Below are 19,166 nucleotides of genomic sequence, written 5' to 3' on the forward strand. Positions count from 1 at the left end.
GGCTCAGCGCGGCCCGTAGGCGGGCAGCGCGAGCTTCCACCGGATCGCCGCGGCGCGCAGCGTGAACCCCGCCACCGCCGCCACGCTGGCGGCGACGGGTGGGGGCACGCCGAGCTGGCGCAGCGTGACGTGGAGCCCCGCCGCCAGCGCGGCGGCGGTGACGTAGAGTTCGGGGCGCATCAGGATCGAGGGCTCGCCCGCGAGCACGTCGCGGATGATGCCGCCGACGCAGCCCGTCACCACCCCCATCAGCGCGGCGGGGACCGGGGGCACGCCATAGCCCAGCGCCTTGGCCGCGCCATAGACCGCGTAGGCGGCGAGCCCGACCGCGTCGAACCAGTCGAGCGCGGCCCCGCGCCACCAGCGCTCCGGGGTGGCCCAGATCACCGCCGCCATCACCAGGCACACCGCGGCGACGCGCGCGTCATGCACCCAGAAGACCGGCGCGCCGATCAGCAGGTCGCGCACCGTGCCCCCGCCGACCCCGGTGACCAGCGCGAAGAAAGCGAGCGTCACCGGCGTCTGCGCGCGCCGTGCCGCCGCCAGCGCGCCCGAGGCGGCGAACACCGCGATCCCGGCCACGTCGAGATAGGGCGCGAACGCCGGCAACAGCACCGCGGGCTCGAGCGGCGGTGTCATCGCGCGCGGCCTAGTCGCGCTCGATCAGATAGTTCATCCGCGCCGCCGCGATCGGGCGGGCACGGTCGTCCTGCCACGCCACCGCCTCGACATTGGCGACGCGCGTGCCCAACCGCGTGATCGTCCCCGCGGCGCGAGTGACATGGTCGCGCCCGCCGCGCATGAAGTCGACGGTGACGTTGATCGGCTTGACGCGCCCGCCGCCGCCCTCCTCGCCCGCCAGCGCGTGACGCAGCGCAGCGATCGCGGCGACCTCGAGCAGCCCCGAGATCGCGCCGCCCTGGAGGAAGCCGGGGCGGCCGACGACATCCTCGCCGAACGGCATCACGATCACGGGCGCGCCCGCGGCGTCGAACTCGAGCGCGGCGCCGAGCAGCTCGGCATAAGGGGGGAGCTTCACGGCGCCACCTTGGGGTAGGTGCCGCTCGGCACCATGAAGGTGGCCGCGACATGCGCCACCGGGTCGGCGAGGTCACCGTCATGCGCGATGCCGCGGGTGAAGGCGATCGAGCGCGCGACGCGCAGGCACTCGGCGCGGCCGATCACGGTGAGTCCGGGGCGGGCGGGGCGCAGATAGTCGATCCGCAGGTCCAGCGTCGCGTGCGGCGCGAAGGCGGCGATGCGCTGCCACACCGCGATGCTGGTGGCGACGTCCATCAGCGCGATAATCGGCCCCGAGGCGAGCACGCCGCTGTCCTCGTCACCGATCAGATCGGGCGAGAAAGGCAGCGCCAACTCGACCCAGCCGGGGCCGGCGTCATGATAGCGGATGCCCAGCCGCGCGCTGTGCCCGCCGAAGTTGCGGTTCTCGAGCGCCCTGAGCGCGGCCGCCGGGTCCAGGTCCATGGCGCAGCGTCTACACGCGCGGCGCGCGGACGCAACAGCGCCGCGCGGCTCACCCCGCCAGCAGCGCGCGCACCTTGCCCGCCAGTGCCTCCATCGCGAAAGGCTTGGTGAGCAGCCCCATGTTGGGCGCCAGCTGACCGCCGCCGATCACCGCATTCTCGGCATAGCCGGTGATGAACAGCACCTTGAGCGCGGGCATCAGCGCCAGCGCGGCGTCGGCGACCTGGCGCCCGTTCATCTGGCCGGGCAGGCCGACGTCGGTCACCAGCAGGTCGGGCCGCGCGCCCGCGCCGAGCAGCCGCAGCGCCGCCGCGCCGTCGCCCGCCTCCAATGTGGCATAGCCCAGCCCGGCGAGCACCTCGACCACCAGCATCCGGATCGTCGGCTCGTCGTCGACCACCAGCACCACCGGCGTCCCCTGCGCCGCCGGTGCCTGGTCGAGCGGCAGCGCCGCCTCCTCCTCGCCGCCCGCCTCGCCATAGTGGCGCGGCAGGTAGATGCACAAGGTCGTCCCCTGTCCTACCTCGCTGTAGATGCGCGCCTGCCCGCCCGACTGGCGCGCGAAGCCGTAGATCATCGACAGGCCCAGCCCGGTGCCCTCGCCCAACGGCTTGGTGGTGTAGAAGGGGTCAAAGGCGCGCGCCTGCACCTCGGGCGTCATGCCCGTGCCGGTATCGCTGACGCAGAGCGAGAGATACTGGCCCGGCGGCAGGTCGCGCTCGCGCGCGCCGCGCTCGTCGAGCCAGCGATTGGCGGTCTCGATCGTGATCCGTCCCCCCTCTGGCATCGCGTCGCGTGCGTTGATGCACAGGTTGAGCAGTGCGTTCTCGAGCTGATTGGGGTCGACCAGCGCGTCCCACAGCCCCGCCGCGCCGACCACCTCGAGCGTGATCGCCGGGCCGACAGTGCGACGGATCAGATCCTCCATGTCGCTGACCAGCCTGTTGACGTCGGTCGGGCGCGGGTCGAGCGTCTGGCGGCGCGAGAAAGCGAGCAGCCGATGCGTCAACGCTGCGGCGCGGCGCGTCGCGCCCTGTGCGGCAGTGACGTAGCGGTCGAGCTCGGCGACGCGGCCCTGCGCCACGCGCACCTGGATCATCTCCAGCGCGCCCGAGATGCCAGTCAGCAGATTGTTGAAATCATGCGCCAACCCGCCGGTGAGCTGGCCCACCGCCTCCATCTTCTGCGCTTGGCGCAGCTGCTCCTCGGCGCGCATCAGCTCGGTGGTGCGCGCCTCCACCTCCTGCTCGAGATGTGCGGTGAGGTCGGCCAACTCGCGCTCGGCGCGACGACGCTCGACCGCGTCGCGGGTCCGCTCGGCCACTTCGCGGACGAACGCCTGTTCCTCGTCGCTCCACGGCCGCGGGTGCGCGTGATTGAGGTACAGCAGCGCGACGAAGCCGCCCTGCTCGGTCACCGGCATATTGATGAACGACATGGCGGCGAGCTGGCGCAGGCCCTCGGCGGTGTCGCGCGTGCGCGGGTCGAGCCGCACGTCCTCGATCGCGACGGTGACGCCGCGTTTAAGATCCTCGATATACGAGCCATAGTCGCGGAAGTGGAGCACGGCGGGCAGCGGATCGATGCCCGGCGCGCAGAAGGCACGCTCGGTGGTGATCGTCTCCGCCACCGCGTCGACCGTGCCATAGCCGGCACGGCTGACGTCGAGCGCGCGGCCCAGCACCTTGGCGGCGGCGAGCGCGAGGTCGCCCGCGTCGCCCGGCTCGCGCAGCCGATCGCCGAGCTCGACCAGCGCGGCGAGGCGCAGCTCGGCGCGCTTGCGCTGGTCGATGTCGAAGCTGACGCCGGGGAAGTGGACCGGCGCGCCCTCCGCATCGCGGTCGACACGCCCCTGCGCCGCGACCCAGCGCGTCCGCCCCTCCGCGTCGACGAGCCGATATTCCGCTTCGAACGGCGCACCGCTGGCGATGCTGTGGTCGATCGCCTCGCGCACGCGCGGCAGGTCGTCGGGATGAATGCCGCCGAAGAAGTCGGCGATTGGCGCGCCGTCGCGTGCCAATTCTGGGGCTACGCCATAGAGCGCGGCGAAGCCGCTGTCGGAGGTGACGCGATCGGCCCGGATGTCCCAGTCCCAGCGCCCGATACTGGGCGCCTCGGCGGGCGCGCGTGGGCGCGGCGTCGGAACGGTGGGGTCGGTCATGTCAGAGAGGCTGCTTCGGTAACGTCACCTCGTCCAAACACCATCATGGGCCAGGGGTTCAACGCCATCACCTTGACTTTTTGCTGCACCTGCGCCATCTGCGCCGCATCGAGACGTATGCAGCGTGATCGGGCCCTTGCGGGTTCAGGCTCCGTCTCGGTTGTTGTTTCAGGGCTTCCCAAGTCACGCGGGGCGTCATTCTCCCCCCGCCACCCGTGCGTCTTCGTGACGCGCGGTGGGCCTGTTTCGCAGGATTATCCCATGTCATTCTCCCATCTCGGCCTGGCCGAGCCGCTCGTCCGCGCGCTCGAGGCAAAGGGCTATACCGAGCCCACCCCGATCCAGCGCGACAGCATCCCGCTGCTGCTCGAGGGCAAGGACCTGCTCGGCATCGCGCAGACCGGCACCGGCAAGACCGCGGCCTTCGTGCTGCCCTCGATCCAGCGCTTGTCGGAAGGCAAGAAGCCGCTGCCGACGCACTGCCGCATGCTGGTGCTGGCGCCGACGCGCGAGCTCGCCAGCCAGATCGCCGAATCGGCGCGCGGCTACGGGCGATTCTCCAAATTGTCGGTGGCGACCGTGTTCGGCGGCACCAGCATCGCCAAGAACCGCAACGACGTCGCGCGCGGCGTCGATATCCTGGTCGCCACGCCGGGTCGCCTGATCGACGTGATCGAGCAGGGCTATCTCAACCTGTCGATGCTCGAGATCCTCGTGCTCGACGAGGCCGATCAGATGCTCGACCTCGGCTTCATCCACGCGCTCAAGAAGATCGTGCGCATGCTGCCGCGCAAGCGCCAGTCGCTGTTCTTCTCCGCGACGATGCCGCCGTCGATCCGCCAGCTCGCCGACCAGTTCCTCACCGATCCGGCGACCGTCTCGGTGGTGCCGCAGTCGACCACCGCGGAGCGCGTCGACCAGTCGGTGATCTTCTGCAACCAGACCGAGAAGCAGGCGCTGCTCACCATCCTGCTGCGCGAGACCAAGATCGACCGCGCTCTGGTGTTCACCCGCACCAAGCACGGCGCCGACCGCGTCGTGAAACTGCTCGCGGGCAACGGCATCGCCGCCAACGCGATCCACGGCAACAAGTCGCAGCCGCAGCGCGAGCGCGCGTTGGCGGCGTTCAAGGCGGGCGAGGTGCCGATCCTGGTCGCCACCGACATCGCCGCGCGCGGCATCGACGTCTCGGGGGTGAGCCATGTGTTCAACTTCGAGCTGCCCAACGTGCCCGAGCAATATGTCCACCGTATCGGCCGCACCGCGCGCGCCGGGCGCAGCGGCGAGGCGATCGCCTTCTGCGCGGACGACGAGCGGCCCTACCTCAAGGACATCGAGAAGCTGACGCGCCAGAAGGTCACCCAGGTCGCGCTGCCCGAGGACTTCCTGCGCCGCGCCGAGCAGCTCAAGAGCGAGCGCGTCAAGGCGATCGGCGCCGACCCCGCGCCGCGCGAGGATCGTCCGCGCGGCGGCCGTCCGCCGGCGCGTCCCAAGGCGACGCATGCGCCGCGCCCGACCGCGGGTTCGCCGCAGGGCCGCAACTACGCCAACGCGAGCGCCGGTCCGGCGGGTGGCAATGGCGGGGGCAACCGCCGTCGCCGCGGCGGCCGCGGCCGGGGTGCCGGCGGCGGGGCGCCCGCGGCGCGCTGAGCGCCTGCGCTCCGCCGCTGACGGCAGGGGGCCAGCGCCCTCTGCCGGTCGCGGTCGCGGATCTGGTCCCGCTCATCCGATGCGGCGACGCGCTCCGGCGAACGCCTGAGTCCAGGGCCATCGGCGCTACGGCCCGCCGCTCGGTCCTCCCGCGCGTGCGGGAGCGCGGGTCGGCTCGAACGGATCCGCCTTTGGGGTATCGATGGGTCCGGACCGCAAAAGGCGGCTTAGTCTTTCATCACCGTCATCCCGGCTTCGCGCCGGGATCCATGGTGCCGCGAGAGCAACGCCGGCGGCTCTCGCGGCGCGATGGATCCCGGGTCAAGGCTCTCCTGAGCTTGTCGAAGGGCCCGGGATGACGGGGGCAAGCCGCTTCCGCGACAATGAACCTTTTTGGGTCCGGACCGATCCGCCCCGGTTAAGCCGGGCTCTTGCGGATGCAGGTGTCCAGTGCCGCAAACGTGACGCGCGTGGCTCTGAGCGCCTACGTTCGCAGGAGCACTTGGCTGGTCCGCACGCGATAAACCACACGCTAGCGCGGGCGCGCGCGGCTGCCGGTGAGCGGCTGACCGTCGCCGCCGGCGCGATCCTCCTCCAGGTCCTCGCCGGGATTGCCCCCGCCCGCGCCGGCACCACTGCCATGGACCGCGCCGGTGGCGGGGTCGAAGCTGGCGCGGCGCCCGTTGTCGGGGGGCAAAGCGGGGTCGTCCGCCTCGATCCGCGAGGCGCGCGGCGCGACTGAGCCTGACGGCATCTCGGCGCCGAGACGTTGCTCGTCCTCGCGGGTATAGCCTTGGCCGAACTTGCCCGTTTCCTTGTCGAAGGCGGGCTTGCGGCGGCGTTCTGGATCAACGGGATCGGTCATCCTCCCCTAACGCACGGTACAAGCGCGGGCTCCGCGCGCCGTCGCGTCGGCGCGGCCGGCCAGCCCCCGCCGACGCAGCGTCCGCTCGCTCGCCGCGCGCCACCCTTCATGTCGCGTCGCGCGATCCTCGAAACGGGCCATCGCGCGGACGAACCCGGCTGACATCCTCGATCCTTCATGCTAGAGACTCGCATTAGCGAACAAGGAGCCGAGCATGGACACGATCGCCGCACAGCGCACGCCCCCCCGCCCCCCGCTGATGGTCGGCGTCACCACTGGCCTGCTCCTGCTGACGTCGCTCGTTCTGGTCGCGGCGGCGCTGGTGCGATGGCGGACGCTCGGCTGGCCGCCGCTGGTGTGGCTCGCCGGCTATGGCGCCATGTCCGCGATCCGGCTGCCGCATCATCGCCGCAACCGCCGCAACGCGATCGTCACGCGCCGCCTCGGCGCGGCGGAGCAGCTGGTGCTCGCGGCGATGTTCGCGACGATGATGCTGCTGCCGCTGCTCCACCTCGCCACCGGCCTGTTCGCCTTCGCCGATTACCCGCTTCCCGCGGCGGCGAGCGTGCTGGGCGCGGCGCTGGTGCCGCCGCTGCTGTGGCTGTTCTACCGCAGCCACGCCGATCTGGGTCGCAACTGGAGCCCCGGGCTCGAGCTGCGCCGCGACCATCAATTGGTCACCCGCGGCGTCTATGCGCGCTGGCGTCACCCGATGTATGTCGCGATCGGCCTGTCGGTCGTGGCGCAGCCGCTGCTGATCCACAATGCGATCGCCGGCGCGCTGGCGCTCCCCGCCTTCGCGGCCTTGTGCCTGCTGCGCGTGCCGCAGGAGGAGGCGATGATGCGCGAGCGCTTCGGCGCGGATTATGACGCCTATCGCGCGCGGGTGGGGTGGCTGTGGCCGCGGCGCTGACGCTGCCCGCGCCCGTCGTGTTGCGCGCGGTGCGCTGCTGGCGGCGCGCGCGTGACCATCGCGCGCCCGTGCAGCAGCGGCTCCACGCGCTGCTCGCGCCGCTCGGCTATGACATGCTCGCGCCGGTGATCGACAGCGTGATGACGCTGGGCGAGGCCTGGGCCGGACGCGCGCTGTGCCGCGGCTGCCCGTTCGGCCCCGACGCCGACGAGGCGCTGCTCTGCGCGCTGATCGCCGATCCCGCGCGGCTGGCGACCTTCCCCTGCTGCCGCGCGCGACGTGCCCGGCGCGACCTGTTCGCGGGCGCGCTCGCCTCGGCCACGGTGATGGCGGCGATGGCGCGCGCGCGACCGGCGGGCCGTTAGCGACAGCACCCGCACGCGGGGGCGCGCGAGGTGGCGGTCGCGGGAGCATGGGCTGGGGTTTCTCCGTGCTCCTGCGGACGCGGGAGCCCAGTGCCACAGGCGTGACGCTCGTGACTCTAGGCTCCTGCGTTCGCAGGAGCACGCGGCGGGTTCACGCCAGAGGGATCACACGCCAACGTTACATCCGCCACGTTCGAAACACGCGCGTGCTCCTCCGCCGGCAGCAGCTCAAGGCCAAGAACGCTAGCCTCGCGGCCATGGGCTCTGGCGTTCGCCGAAGCACGCTTCAACGTCGATCGATCAGCCCCTATTCGAGCGGCGCGTCGCGCTTCGCCAGCAGCGGCGGCGCATAGGGCAGCGGCGCGTCCGCGGGCATGGTCGCCAGCTCGGTCGCGATCGCCTCTGCGCGTGCCTTGGCGGACGGGTGGGTGCGGCTGCGGAACAGGCCGCCGTCGATCTTGCCACCCTCCTCGCGCCAGAAGCGCACCGCCAGCTGCGGGTCCCAGCCGGCGTTGCGAAGCAGATAGGCGCCGAGCAGGTCGGCCTCGGTCTCGGTCTGGCGGAACAGCCGGCCGTTGCGCCCCAGCTCGGCGAGCAGCCCCCATTTGACTCCCGCCGCCTCCAGCCGCGCGCGATGCCGCAGGATCGCGTGCGCCAGCTCATGCGCCACCACGACCGCGACCTGATCGTCGCCGAACGACTCGAACAACCGCCCGCCGACCTGCACCACGCGCCCGTCGGAGGACGCGCCGAGCTTGCTGCCCGCGAGCACCTCGAACTCGACGCGGCAGCCCGCACGCGGCTGCACCGTGACGGTCCGCTCGGCCCCCGCGCGGCGCAATGTCAGCGCGATCGGCGCGGCCGGCGGGCGCGCGGCGATCAGCGCCTGCGCGGCGTCGCGCGTCGCGCTGGTGGCGTCGTCACCGCCCGCCGGCGCCGCGACCGCCGCGCCGTCGACCGCGATCAGCCCGTCGTCCGCCGCCACCCCCGCGCTCGCCGCCGGGGCGCCCGGCACCACCAGCTCGACCGTCACCGGCGCGACGAAGGCGGCACGCAGCGCGGGGGGATATTGGTCGGCGGCGTGGAGCGTGGCGCCGATCACGGGCTGCTGGTCGCGGCACAAGGACGCGTTGGCGGTCGTCAGCCGCCAGGCGATCGCGGCGAGCCGCTGGTCGACCTCGAGCAGGGTCGGCTCGGCCGCGGCGGGGGCGGCGGCGAGCAGCGCGGCGGGGAGAAAGGAAGCGAACAGGAACAAGAGACGCATCGGGGCAGGATCACTCGCGCTGGCGGAACGCCGCGGGCTCGATGCCGTGGCGCTGTAGTCTGTCATAGAGACTGCGGCGCGGGAGCTGAAGCTCGGCCGCGGCGGCGCCGACGTCGCCGCGGACGCGGTCGAGCGCGGCGCGGATCGTCGCAGCCTCGAAGCGGTCGACCCGCTCCGCCAGAGGCAGCTGGTCGGCCGCGCTCGGCGTCCCCTCCGCCACGCCGAGCACGACGCGCGTGGCATAGTTGCGCAGCTCGCGGACGTTGCCGGTCCAGTCGTCGGCGACGAGCCGCGCCTCCACCGCGGGATCGATGTTGGGCCGCTCGCGCCCGAACCGCTCCGCCGCCTCGCCGAGGAAATAGGCGAACAGCAACGGCACGTCGGCGCGGCGCTCGCGCAATGGCGGGATGCGCAGCCGCACCGTCTCGAGCCGGTAGAGCAGGTCGGCGCGGAACCGCCCCTCGGCCACCGCGGCGGCGAGATCGGTCTTCGCCGCGGCGACGACGCGCAGGTTGACGACGCGCGGCGCGCCGCCGGGCTGGGGCAGCTCGCGCTCCTCGACCACGCGCAGCAGCTTGCCCTGGAGCGCGGGCGACATGCTGTCGATCTCGTCGAGGAACAAAGTACCGCGGTCGGCGTCGGCGACGCGGCCGGGCTGGGCGCGGCTGCCGAACAGCGCCTCGTCCGCCACCGCGTCGGGCAAAGCGGCGCAGTCGACCGCGACGAACTGGCGCGCGCGGCGGTGGCTCCAGCGGTGGAGCAGCAGCGCGACCAGCTCCTTGCCCGTGCCGGTCTCGCCCTCGACCAGCACGTCGACGTCGACGTCGGCGAGCTGGCGGATCGTGTCGCGCAGCCGCACCATCGCGGGGGTGTCGCCGATCAGCGGGTAGTGCGTCTCCGCCTCCGCCGCGGCGACGCGCAGCCGGCGGTTCTCCAGCACCAACCGGCGCATCTCGAGCGCGCGGCGCGCGCTGGCGATCAGATGGTCGGCGGCGAAGGGCTTGGCGATGAAGTCGAACGCGCCCTGCTTGAGTGCCGCCACCGCCATCGCGATGTCGCCATGCCCGGTCATCAGGATGACCGGCAGCTCGGGGTCGCGCGCGGCCACCGCCTCGAACAGGGCATGACCGTCCATCCGCGGCATGCGGATGTCGCTGACGACGATGCCGCGGAAGTCGGCGTCGAGCTGCGCCAGCGCGGCGCGCGCGTCGCCGTGCGGCTCCACCTCGATCCCGGCGATGGCGAAGGAATCGGCCAGCGCGGTGCGCAGGCCCTCGTCGTCGTCGATCAGCACGACCCGGAGCGGCACCTCGCTCATGTGCGCCGCACCGTCGCGCGGAACGCCGCGCCGCCGAGCGGGGAGGGGACGATCCGCAGCGTGCCGTCGAACTGCGCGATGATGTCGCGCGCGATGCCGAGCCCGAGCCCGAGCCCGTCGGGGCGCCCGGTGACGAAGGGGCTGAACACCTCGTCGCCCAGCGCCGGGTCGATCCCCGGCCCGTTGTCCGCCACGGTCAGCTCCACCCATTCCTCCCTCGTCGTCACGGTGAGCGCGACGCGCGGGTCGGCGCGCCCGAAGAGCGCGTCGACCGCGTTGTTGATCAGGTTGACCAGCACCTGCTCCAGCCGCACGCGCCCGGCGAAGACGCTCGGCTGCCCCGGCGGCGGCCAGTCGAGCGCGACGCGCGCGGCGCGCAGCCGGTCGCCCACCAGCAGCCGCGTGCCGTCGATCACGTCGTCGAGCGCGATCGGCCCCGCGGTACCGCTGCCGCGCCGGGCGAAGCGGCGCATCTCCTGAGTGATCGTGCCGATCCGCTCGGTCAGTGCCACCGCACTGTCGAGGCTGGCGGCGACGCGCTCGGTGCGCTGCTGCGCGAGATGGTGGCGCGCGTTCTCGGCGAGCGTGCGGATCGTCGCTACCGGCTGGTTGATCTCATGCGCCAGCCCCGCCGTGATCGAGCCCAGCGAGGCGAGCCGGTTGGCCTGCGCCAGCTCCTCGCGCGCGGCGCGGAAGCGGCGGTCGGCATCCTCGCGCCGCGCCATCGCCGCGCTGAGCTCGGCGGTGCGCGCCGCCACCGCCTGCTCGAGCCGGGCGCGATCGGCGGCCGCGCGCGCGATTCGGCTGGTCCGCCACAGCCACAGCGCCGCGACCAGCGCCAGCAGCAGCACCGCGGTGGCGGTGGCGAGCCGCGCCAGATTGGCGGCGTCGCGCAGCGCGCGCGTGACGGGCACGAGGTGGAGCAGCCGCCAGCCGGGATGTGCCGCCGGCACCGCGGTGAGGCGCAGCGGCGCGCCGCCGGGCGCGGTGACGTCGCGGCCGGCGAAGCGATAGCCGGTCGGCGCGAGCGGGCGGTCGAGGAACTGGCCGGTGCGGCGGATCGCGGCGAGCGTCGCGGGCGGCAGCGGCGCGAGCACGTGGAGCGCGGCGCGCGGGTCGGTCGCGGCGAGCACGATGCCGCGCGCGTCGGCGAGCAGGGTCTGGCCCGGATCATTGGCCCAGGCGCGCGTGATCGCGTCGAACTCGACCTTCACCACCACGACGCCGAGCGGCCCCGCGGCGCCGTCGATCCGCCGCGCCATGAACAGCCCGGGCCGCCCGCTGACGTTGCCGAGCGCGAAATGCTCGGCCGCGCCGTCGCGCATCGCCTGCTGGAAATAGGGCCGGAAGCGGTAATCGTGGCCGACGAAGCTCTGCGCGCCGGCGGCGTTGGAGGCAGAGACGGTGAGACCGCGCGAGTCGATAGCGTAGATCACCGGCGCGCCGGTGCGCCGCGCCAGCGAGGCGAGCTTGTCGTCGAGCCGCGTCGCGGCGCGCGAGGCGGCGCCCTGCACCAGCGCGTCGCGCAGGTCGCCATATTCGCTCAGCACGATCGGCAGCAGGCGAAATTTGGCGAGCTCGCTGTCGATCAGCCGCGCCTGCTGGCGCGCGGTGCGCAGCGCCTCGTCCTCGACCCGGTCGAGCGCGCGCTGCCGCGTCACGTGCGCCGCGGCGAGGTAGAACAGCGCGCCGAGCAGCACGACCGCGAGCGCGGCGAGCAGCAGACCGGGGCGACGCGGCGGGAACACGCGTGCGGGATACCGCATCCGGGTCGCCGAGACCATGCGGAAACCCGCGCCTCGCCGCGCCCGGAGCCGCGGAAATCCTAGGATGCGCGTGTTTTCGCCCGCCCGACCGCGGCGACGTACGATGGCCGGGAGAGCGACGGCCGCCGTCACGCCGGGTCGAGCCGCCAGCCCGTGGAGAGGTCATGATACGAGTTTCACTGATGTCGAGCGCGCTGCTCGCCCCTGCCCTGCTGGCGGCGGCGCCCGCCCGGGCGCAGGCGGGGGGCGGCAAGGCCGCGCCGGCGACGCCGATCGCGTCCGAATATCCCGCCGCCGGGATCGGCGAGGGCACCGCACAGGGCAAATACAATGTCTCGCGCTGGGCCGAGGACTGGCGCGCGATGGCCGACGCGGACCAGCGCGACGACCCGCTCGACCGGCTCAAGTTCCTGCCGCTGACCGAGGACGGCAAGGTCTATGTCACGCTGTCGGGCGAGATCCGCTACCGCGTGCAGGCCACCACCAACCCCGACCTGCGCGACCGCGAGGCGCAGCGGCAGGAGCGGCTGCGCGTGTTCGCCGGCGCCGACCTCCACCTCGGCGAGCATGTCCGCGTCTTCGGCGAGCTCGCCAAGGCGCGGGTCGACGGCGTCAACCTCGGCACGCCCGCGGGCAACCTGCGCAACGCGCTGACGCTGTCGCAGGGCTTTGGCGAGGTCTATGGCACGATCGGCGGCGCGTCCGTGGGCGTGCGCGCAGGGCGGCAGGAATTCTCCGACGGGCCCAACCTGCTCACCTCGGTGCGCGACGACCCCACGCTCCACTTCGTGCTCGACGGTGTCCGCGCCTATGCGCGCGGCAAGCGCGTCCGCGCCGACCTGTTCGATCTGCGCTACGTGAACTACGGCCAGCAGGGATTGAGCGACGATCGCACCGACGGCGGGCGGCGCTTCAGCGGCGTCACCTTCGGCTATGCGCTGCCCGGCGAGGTCCTCGGCGGGTCGAAGCTGTTCTTCGATCCGTTCGTGTGGCGGCTGCGCAATCGCGCGGCGACGTCGAACGGCTCGGTCGCGCGCGAGGAGCGCCTGTTCTACGGGCTCCACCTCTACGGCGACGCCGGGCCGGTGACGCTCGACTGGACGGTGAACCACCAGCGCGGCACCTTCGGTGACCGGCCGATCCGCGCGTGGCAGGCGTTCGTGGCGCAGACCTACCGGCTGGGCGCGGCGGCGAGCGCGCCGCGCGTCGGCGTCCACCTCGATTATGCCAGCGGCGGGGGCAGCTACGACGGCGGCACGCTGCGCACCGCGAGCGGGCTGTACGGCAACAACATCTATTACAGCTACCAGCTGTTCCTGACGCCGACCAACCTGATGTCGGTCTCGCCCAACGTGTCGTTCACCCCGGTGAAGCGGCTGCGCGTCACGGGCGAATATACGATGGCGTGGCGCGCGACCGAGAAGGACGCGGTGTACCGCGCCTCGGGCGCCGCCTTCGCCGGCACGCAGGACGTGGCGGGCAAGCGCATCGCCGACCTGATCCGCGTCCAGGCGATCTGGGCGGTGACGCCGCGGGTGAGCGTGACCGGGCGCTACGAGCATCTGATCGCCAAGGACGCGCTGACGCGTGCGGGGTATCACAGCTCGGACTTCCTCGCGGCCTGGCTGAGCCTGCGGTTCTGATGGGCGACGCAGATCCTCCGCGGTACCGCCGGTCGATCGCGAAGGGCGCTGCAGCGAACCGCCGTCTCACGCTCTGCCGTCATCCCGGCCTGGAGCCGGGATCCATGGCGCCGCAGGAACCGCGGTCTGGGCGTACGCCGCACCATGGATCCCGGGTCGAGCCCGGGATGACGGAAGAGGTGTCACCTACACGTCGACGCAGGGCGAACCACCCTCATGTCATCGCCCTCCCCGGACCGGGGAGGATTGTGGGCGCCCGCGCTCTACGCGAGATAAACCACATACGATGAGGAGAGACGCCATGGCCGTCGCGCCACCTACCACCCCCGCGGCAGCCCCTGTTTCCGGCCGGCTCAAGTCGATCATCGGCGGCTCGACCGGCAATCTGGTCGAGTGGTTCGACTGGTACGTCTATTCCGCCTTCACGCTCTATTTCGTCGGCCACTTCTTCCCCAAGGACGACCCCACCGCCCAGCTGCTGAGCGCCGCGGCGGTGTTCGCGGTGGGCTTCGTGATGCGGCCGATCGGGGCGTGGATCATGGGCATCTACGCCGACCGGCGCGGGCGCAAGGCGGGGCTGACGCTGTCGGTGACGCTGATGTGCACCGGCTCGCTGATCATCGCCTGCGCGCCCGGGATCGAGACGATCGGCTATGGCGCGCCCGCGCTGCTGGTGCTCGCGCGGCTGATGCAGGGGCTGTCGGTGGGCGGCGAATATGGCGCCAGCGCGACCTATCTGTCCGAGATGGCGGGCAAGGAGCGGCGCGGCTTCTTCTCGTCCTTCCAGTACGTCACGCTGATCTCGGGGCAGCTGCTCGCGATCCTGCTGCTGGTGGTGTTGCAATCGCTGATGAGCGAGGCGGCGCTGACGAGCTGGGGCTGGCGCATCCCCTTCGCGATCGGCGCGGTGCTGGCGCTCGTCGTGTTCTGGCTGCGCCGCGGGCTGGCCGAGACGCAGAGCTTCGAGAAGGCCAAGGCGAGCGACGCGCTCAAGTCGGGCTTCGGCACGCTGCTGCGCCGCCACCCGCGCGAGACCGCGCTGGTGATGCTGCTCACCGCCGGGGGCACGCTCGCCTTCTACGCTTACTCGATCTACATGCAGAAGTTCCTGGTCAACACCTCGGGCTTCTCCAAGGAGACCGCGACCCAGATCAACGCGGTGACGCTGTTCGCCTTCATGCTGCTCCAGCCGGTCGCGGGCGGGCTGTCGGACCGGATCGGGCGCAAGCCGCTGATGGTGGCGTTCGGCGTGGCGGGGGTGCTGTTCACCTATCCGATCTTCTCCGCGCTGGAGCAGACGCGCGACGCGACCGTCGCGGGATTGCTGGTGATGGCGGCGCTGGTGATCGTGACGGGCTATACCTCGATCAACGCGGTGGTGAAGGCGGAGCTGTTCCCCGCGCACATCCGCGCGCTGGGGGTGGCGCTGCCCTATGCGCTGGCCAACACGATCTTCGGCGGGACGGCGGAATATGTCGCGCTGAGCTTCAAGCAGCACGGCTGGGAGCAGGGCTTCTACTGGTATGTCACGGTGATGATCGGCGTGTCGCTGCTGGTGTACCTGCGCATGCGCGACACGGGAAAGACCAGCCTGATCGCGGAGGATTGAAGGGGGAGGGCGTGAGCGCAAACGCCCGCCTCTCCGCACCGGCGTCATCCTGAGCTTGTCTCAGAATCCACCGGTCCGCAGGCGCCTCGGCCGCGGGGTGCGCGGCACGGTGGATCCTGAAACGAGTTCAGGATGACGCCGAGAAGAGGGGCGCCCCCGCCCCACAGCGTCTCACCCCATCGTCAGCACGATCTTGCCGACGTGGTCGCCGCTCTCCATCCGCCGGTGCGCCTCGGCCGCCTGCGCCAGCGGGAAGCTGCGGTCCATCACCGGCTTGAGCTTGCCCGCCGCGGCGAAGGGCCACACCGTCCGCGCGATCTCGTCGGTCACCAGCGCCTTGAAGCCGGCGTCGCGCGCGCGCAGCGTCGAGCCGGTCAGCGTCAGCCGCCGCCGCATGATCTCGAACAGCGGCACGGTCGCGCTGGCGCCGCGCTGCACCGCGATCGAGACATGGCGGCCGTCCTCGGCGAGGCACTGGAGGTTGCGCGGCACATAGTCGCCGCCGACCATGTCGAGCACCGCCGCGCAGCCGCGTCCCTCGGTGATCTCGCGCACGCGCGCGACGAAATCCTCGCTGCGATAGTTGATCGCATGGTCCGCGCCGAGCCGAAGCGCCGCCGCGGCCTTCTCGTCCGAACCGACGGTGACGATGATCTCCAGCCCGAACAGATTGGCGAGCGTGATCGCCATCGTGCCGATCCCGCTGGTGCCGCCGTGCACCAGCACCGTGTCGCCCTCCATCGCGAAGGCGCGCTCGAACAGGTTGGTCCACACCGTGTAGAGCGTCTCGGGCAGCGCCGCCGCCTCGAACAGCGACAGCGCCGCGGGCACGGGCAGCACCTGGCCCGCGGGCACGAGCGCGTATTCGGCATAGGCGCCGCCGGCGACCAGCGCGCAGACCGGCTGGCCGAGCAGCGCCGGCTCGACCCCGTCGCCGAGCGCCACCACCTCGCCCGCCAGCTCCAGCCCTAGCACGCTCGGCGCGCCGGGCGGCGGCGGGTACTTCCCCTCGCGCTGCAGCACGTCGGGCCGGTTGACCCCCGCGGCGGCGACTCGCACCAGCAGCTCGCCCGCATCCGGCCGCGGCACCGCGCGCTCGACCGGCACCAGCACTTCCGGGCCGCCGGACTCCGCGGGATCGATCGCCAGCATCACCTCGGGCAGGTCGGTCATCGCTCGGGCAACCCTTTCATTCTGGCGTCTTCCCCGCCTTATGGCCGGGGCGGCGCGGGCGTCAACGCGCGCGCCGCCGCGCGGGTTCGCCGCGGCTTGACTCCGCGCCGCCCCGGTAGGACGATCCGCGCATGGACCTCGACGACATCCTCGGCCCGCAGCGCGACGACCCGCTTGCCGCGCTGCTGCGCGAGGATCTCGACCGGCTCTCCGTCGCCGAGCTGGAGGCGCGCGTCGCCGCACTCGAAGGCGAGATCGCGCGGATCCGGCGCAAAATAGATGGCGCCGTTAACCATCGTGCAAGCGCGGACGCGCTATTCAAGCGATGAACGCTGGCGCACTGGGCTGGCGAACCATCGCTCCCGGTGCGGATGGCCAGCGCTTGATGCGGGGCCACTCAATCACGACATTCGTGACGATGGGCCGCGTGTCCTCACGCGGCCCGCTAGGAGTAATCTGATGCCCTCATTCGCCAGCGCTCTCGAGACCACGCTGCACAAGGCGCTCGAGGCCGCTTCCTCGCGCCGCCACGAATATGCCACGCTGGAGCATCTGCTGCTCGCGCTGATCGACGACGAGCACGCCAGCCAGGTGATGTCCGCGTGCGGCGTCGACCTCGGCGAGCTCAAGACCACGGTCGCGCATTATCTCGACACCGAGCTCGGCGCGCTGCGCGTCGACGCCGCCACCGATCCCTCGCCCACCTCGGGCTTCCAGCGCGTCGTCCAGCGCGCGATCCTGCACGTCCAGTCGTCGGGCCGCGACGAGGTGACCGGCGCCAACGTGCTGGTCGCCCTCTTCTCCGAGCGCGAGAGCTACGCGGTCTATTTCCTCCAGCAGCAGGACATGAGCCGCCTCGACGCGGTCAGCTTCATCAGCCACGGCGTCGGCAAGGGCGCCGCCACCCCCGAGGCCACCAGCGTGAAGGGCGCGGCCGAGGAGGAGAAGAAGGAGAAGGCGGACACGTCGGGCAAGAAGGGCGAGAGCGCGCTCAAGCAGTTCACCGTCGACCTCAACGAGAAGGCGAAGGTCGGCAAGGTCGATCCCCTGATCGGCCGCATGGCCGAGGTGGACCGCACCGTGCAGATCCTCTGCCGCCGCTCCAAGAACAACCCGCTCTACGTCGGCGATCCCGGCGTGGGCAAGACCGCGATCGCGGAAGGGCTGGCGCGCAAGATCGTCGAGGGCGAGGTGCCCGAGGTGCTCAAGCCCGCGGTGATCTACTCGCTCGACATGGGCGCTTTGCTCGCCGGCACGCGCTATCGCGGTGACTTCGAGGAGCGGCTCAAGGCGGTCGTCAACGAGCTGGAGAAGCTGCCGCACGCGGTGCTGTTCATCGACGAGATCCACACCGTGATCGGCGCCGGCGCGACCAGCGGCGGCGCGATGGACGCGTCCAACCTGCTCAAGCCGGCGCTGTCGGGCGGCACGATCCGCTGCATCGGCTCGACCACCTACAAGGAGTTCCGCAACCACTTCGAGAAGGACCGCGCGCTGCTGCGGCGCTTCCAGAAGATCGACGTCAACGAACCCTCGATCGAGGACACGATCAAGATCCTCGCCGGCCTGCGCTCGGCGTTCGAGGACCATCACTCGGTCAAGTACACGCCCGACGCGATCAAGTCGGCGGTGGAGCTCAGCGCGCGCTACATCAACGACCGCAAGCTGCCCGACAAGGCGATCGACGTGATCGACGAGGTCGGCGCGATGCAGATGCTGGTGCCGCCGTCGAAGCGCAAGAAGACGATCACCGCCAAGGAGATCGAGGCGGTCATCGCAACCATGGCGCGGATCCCGCCGAAGAGCGTGTCGACCGACGACAAGAAGCAGCTCGAGACGCTCGAGACCGACCTGAAGCGCGTGGTGTTCGGCCAGAACGCCGCGATCGAGAAGCTGTCGTCGGCGATCAAGCTGGCGCGCGCCGGACTGCGCGAGCCGGAGAAGCCGATCGGCAACTATCTCTTCACCGGCCCGACCGGCGTCGGCAAGACCGAGGTGGCCAAGCAGCTCTCGACGATCCTGGGCATCCCGCTCCAGCGCTTCGACATGAGCGAATATATGGAGCGCCACTCGGTCAGCCGGCTGATCGGTGCGCCCCCGGGCTATGTCGGCTTCGACCAGGGCGGCCTGCTGACCGACGCGGTCGACCAGAACCCGCATTGCGTGCTGCTGCTCGACGAGATCGAGAAGGCGCACCCCGACCTGTTCAACATCCTGCTGCAGGTGATGGACAACGGGCGGCTCACCGACCAGCACGGCAAGACCGTCGACTTCCGCAACGTCATCCTGATCATGACGACCAACGCGGGCGCGGCCGACATGGCGCGCGAGACGGTCGGCTTCGGCACCCTCACCCGCGAGGGCGAGGACGAGCAGGCGGTGCAGAAGATGTTCACGCCCGAGTTCCGCAACCGGCTCGATGCGATCGTGCCGTTCGGCTACCTGCCGCCCGAGGTGGTGGCGCGTGTGGTGGACAAGTTCATCCTCCAGCTGGAACTCCAGCTGGCCGACCGCGACGTCCACATCAAGCTCGACGACGAGGCCAAGAAGTGGCTCACCGACAAGGGCTATGACAAGCTGTACGGCGCGCGCCCGATGGGCCGCCTGATCCAGGAGAAGATCAAGCAGCCGCTCGCCGAGGAGCTGCTGTTCGGCAAGCTGGTCCACGGCGGCGAGGTGACGGTGAAGCTGAAGGAGGGCGCGCTCTCCTTCGCGATCGAGCCCGCCGCGCCGAAGAAGCCGGGCAAGAAAAAGGGCGGCAAGGCCGCGCCGGTCGAGGCGGGCTGAGGGCCATGTGACGCCGGGTCGGGTCGTCGCGCGCGGCGCGGCGTCCCGGCCCCGTCAACCCGGCCCCGTCATCCCGGCCTTGAGCCGGAATCCATCCCGCCGCGAGAGCAAGGCTCGCGGCACCATGGATGCCGGGTCGAGCCCGGCATGACGGCGGCGGTGCGCCC

General features: G+C 71.7%; 16 protein-coding genes. 7 read left to right on the forward strand and 9 right to left on the reverse strand.

The features are described 5' to 3' along the window. Window positions 1-3: 3 nt before the first annotated feature. Genes EV292_RS13105 through EV292_RS13120 form a run of 4 tightly spaced genes read right to left on the reverse strand, consistent with a single transcriptional unit; the run spans window position 4 to window position 3,646 of the window. Complete coding sequence (locus tag EV292_RS13105; RefSeq protein WP_132909660.1) at window positions 4-639, reverse strand: trimeric intracellular cation channel family protein; 636 nt, start codon at window positions 637-639, stop codon at window positions 4-6. Window positions 640-649: 10 nt separating this feature from the next. Then, a complete protein-coding gene (locus EV292_RS13110) occupies window positions 650-1,039 on the reverse strand; it encodes a PaaI family thioesterase (RefSeq protein ID WP_132909661.1) in 390 nt (129 codons plus the stop codon). Then, the gene (locus EV292_RS13115; RefSeq protein WP_132909662.1) at window positions 1,036-1,485 is read right to left on the reverse strand and encodes a PaaI family thioesterase; all 450 of its coding nucleotides are present in this window, start codon (window positions 1,483-1,485) and stop codon (window positions 1,036-1,038) included. The genes EV292_RS13110 and EV292_RS13115 overlap by 4 nt, the downstream gene beginning before the upstream one ends. Before the next feature lie 49 nt (window positions 1,486-1,534). Continuing rightward, on the reverse strand, window positions 1,535-3,646 hold the full coding sequence (locus tag EV292_RS13120; RefSeq protein ID WP_132909663.1) for an ATP-binding protein: 2,112 nt from the start codon (window positions 3,644-3,646) through the stop codon (window positions 1,535-1,537). A gap of 261 nt (window positions 3,647-3,907) precedes the next feature. Between EV292_RS13120 and EV292_RS13125 the strand changes: the two genes are divergently transcribed. Further along, window positions 3,908-5,296 (forward strand): DEAD/DEAH box helicase, encoded by a 1,389-nt coding sequence (locus EV292_RS13125; RefSeq protein WP_132909664.1) that lies wholly within the window; start codon window positions 3,908-3,910, stop codon window positions 5,294-5,296. A gap of 532 nt (window positions 5,297-5,828) precedes the next feature. On the opposite strand, the gene EV292_RS13130 is transcribed toward EV292_RS13125, so the two are convergent. Beyond that, on the reverse strand, window positions 5,829-6,161 hold the full coding sequence (locus tag EV292_RS13130; protein WP_132909665.1) for a hypothetical protein: 333 nt from the start codon (window positions 6,159-6,161) through the stop codon (window positions 5,829-5,831). Between the two features lie 214 nt (window positions 6,162-6,375). On the opposite strand from EV292_RS13130, the gene EV292_RS13135 reads away from it, so the two are divergent. Next, window positions 6,376-7,074, forward strand: a complete 699-nt coding sequence (locus EV292_RS13135; protein WP_207913425.1) for a protein-S-isoprenylcysteine O-methyltransferase — start codon at window positions 6,376-6,378, stop codon at window positions 7,072-7,074. Then, on the forward strand, window positions 7,059-7,439 hold the full coding sequence (locus EV292_RS13140) for a hypothetical protein (RefSeq protein WP_165927104.1): 381 nt from the start codon (window positions 7,059-7,061) through the stop codon (window positions 7,437-7,439). Before EV292_RS13135 ends, EV292_RS13140 begins: the two co-directional genes overlap by 16 nt. Before the next feature lie 307 nt (window positions 7,440-7,746). On the opposite strand, the gene EV292_RS13145 is transcribed toward EV292_RS13140, so the two are convergent. The 3 genes from EV292_RS13145 to EV292_RS13155 are packed head-to-tail and all read right to left on the reverse strand — an operon-like array spanning window position 7,747 to window position 11,787. After that, entirely contained in the window at window positions 7,747-8,703 is a 957-nt protein-coding gene (locus EV292_RS13145; RefSeq protein WP_132909667.1) for a M48 family metallopeptidase, read from the reverse strand. Between the two features lie 10 nt (window positions 8,704-8,713). Continuing rightward, entirely contained in the window at window positions 8,714-10,021 is a 1,308-nt protein-coding gene (locus EV292_RS13150; RefSeq protein ID WP_132909668.1) for a sigma-54 dependent transcriptional regulator, read from the reverse strand. Then, entirely contained in the window at window positions 10,018-11,787 is a 1,770-nt protein-coding gene (locus tag EV292_RS13155) for an ATP-binding protein (protein ID WP_132909669.1), read from the reverse strand. The genes EV292_RS13150 and EV292_RS13155 overlap by 4 nt, the downstream gene beginning before the upstream one ends. A 164-nt stretch (window positions 11,788-11,951) precedes the next feature. Here EV292_RS13155 and EV292_RS13160 point away from each other — a divergent pair, with 164 nt between their 5' ends. Together EV292_RS13160 and EV292_RS13165 are read left to right on the forward strand one after the other, a co-directional pair. Next, window positions 11,952-13,430 (forward strand): alginate export family protein, encoded by a 1,479-nt coding sequence (locus tag EV292_RS13160; RefSeq protein WP_132909670.1) that lies wholly within the window; start codon window positions 11,952-11,954, stop codon window positions 13,428-13,430. A gap of 301 nt (window positions 13,431-13,731) precedes the next feature. Next, entirely contained in the window at window positions 13,732-15,039 is a 1,308-nt protein-coding gene (locus EV292_RS13165) for an MFS transporter (protein WP_132909671.1), read from the forward strand. Between the two features lie 171 nt (window positions 15,040-15,210). Here EV292_RS13165 and EV292_RS13170 read toward each other — a convergent pair whose 3' ends face one another. Then, window positions 15,211-16,212 (reverse strand): NAD(P)H-quinone oxidoreductase, encoded by a 1,002-nt coding sequence (locus EV292_RS13170; protein WP_207913426.1) that lies wholly within the window; start codon window positions 16,210-16,212, stop codon window positions 15,211-15,213. Between the two features lie 131 nt (window positions 16,213-16,343). On the opposite strand from EV292_RS13170, the gene EV292_RS13175 reads away from it, so the two are divergent. Beyond that, entirely contained in the window at window positions 16,344-16,541 is a 198-nt protein-coding gene (locus EV292_RS13175; protein WP_132909672.1) for a DUF1192 domain-containing protein, read from the forward strand. A gap of 130 nt (window positions 16,542-16,671) precedes the next feature. Further along, window positions 16,672-18,999 (forward strand): ATP-dependent Clp protease ATP-binding subunit ClpA, encoded by a 2,328-nt coding sequence (clpA, locus tag EV292_RS13180; RefSeq protein WP_132909673.1) that lies wholly within the window; start codon window positions 16,672-16,674, stop codon window positions 18,997-18,999. The last annotated feature ends 167 nt before the right edge of the window (window positions 19,000-19,166 follow it).

Origin of the sequence: Sphingomonas sp. BK235 (genome assembly GCF_004345855.1) — a bacterium.
Classification (GTDB): Bacteria; Pseudomonadota; Alphaproteobacteria; order Sphingomonadales; family Sphingomonadaceae; genus Sphingomonas.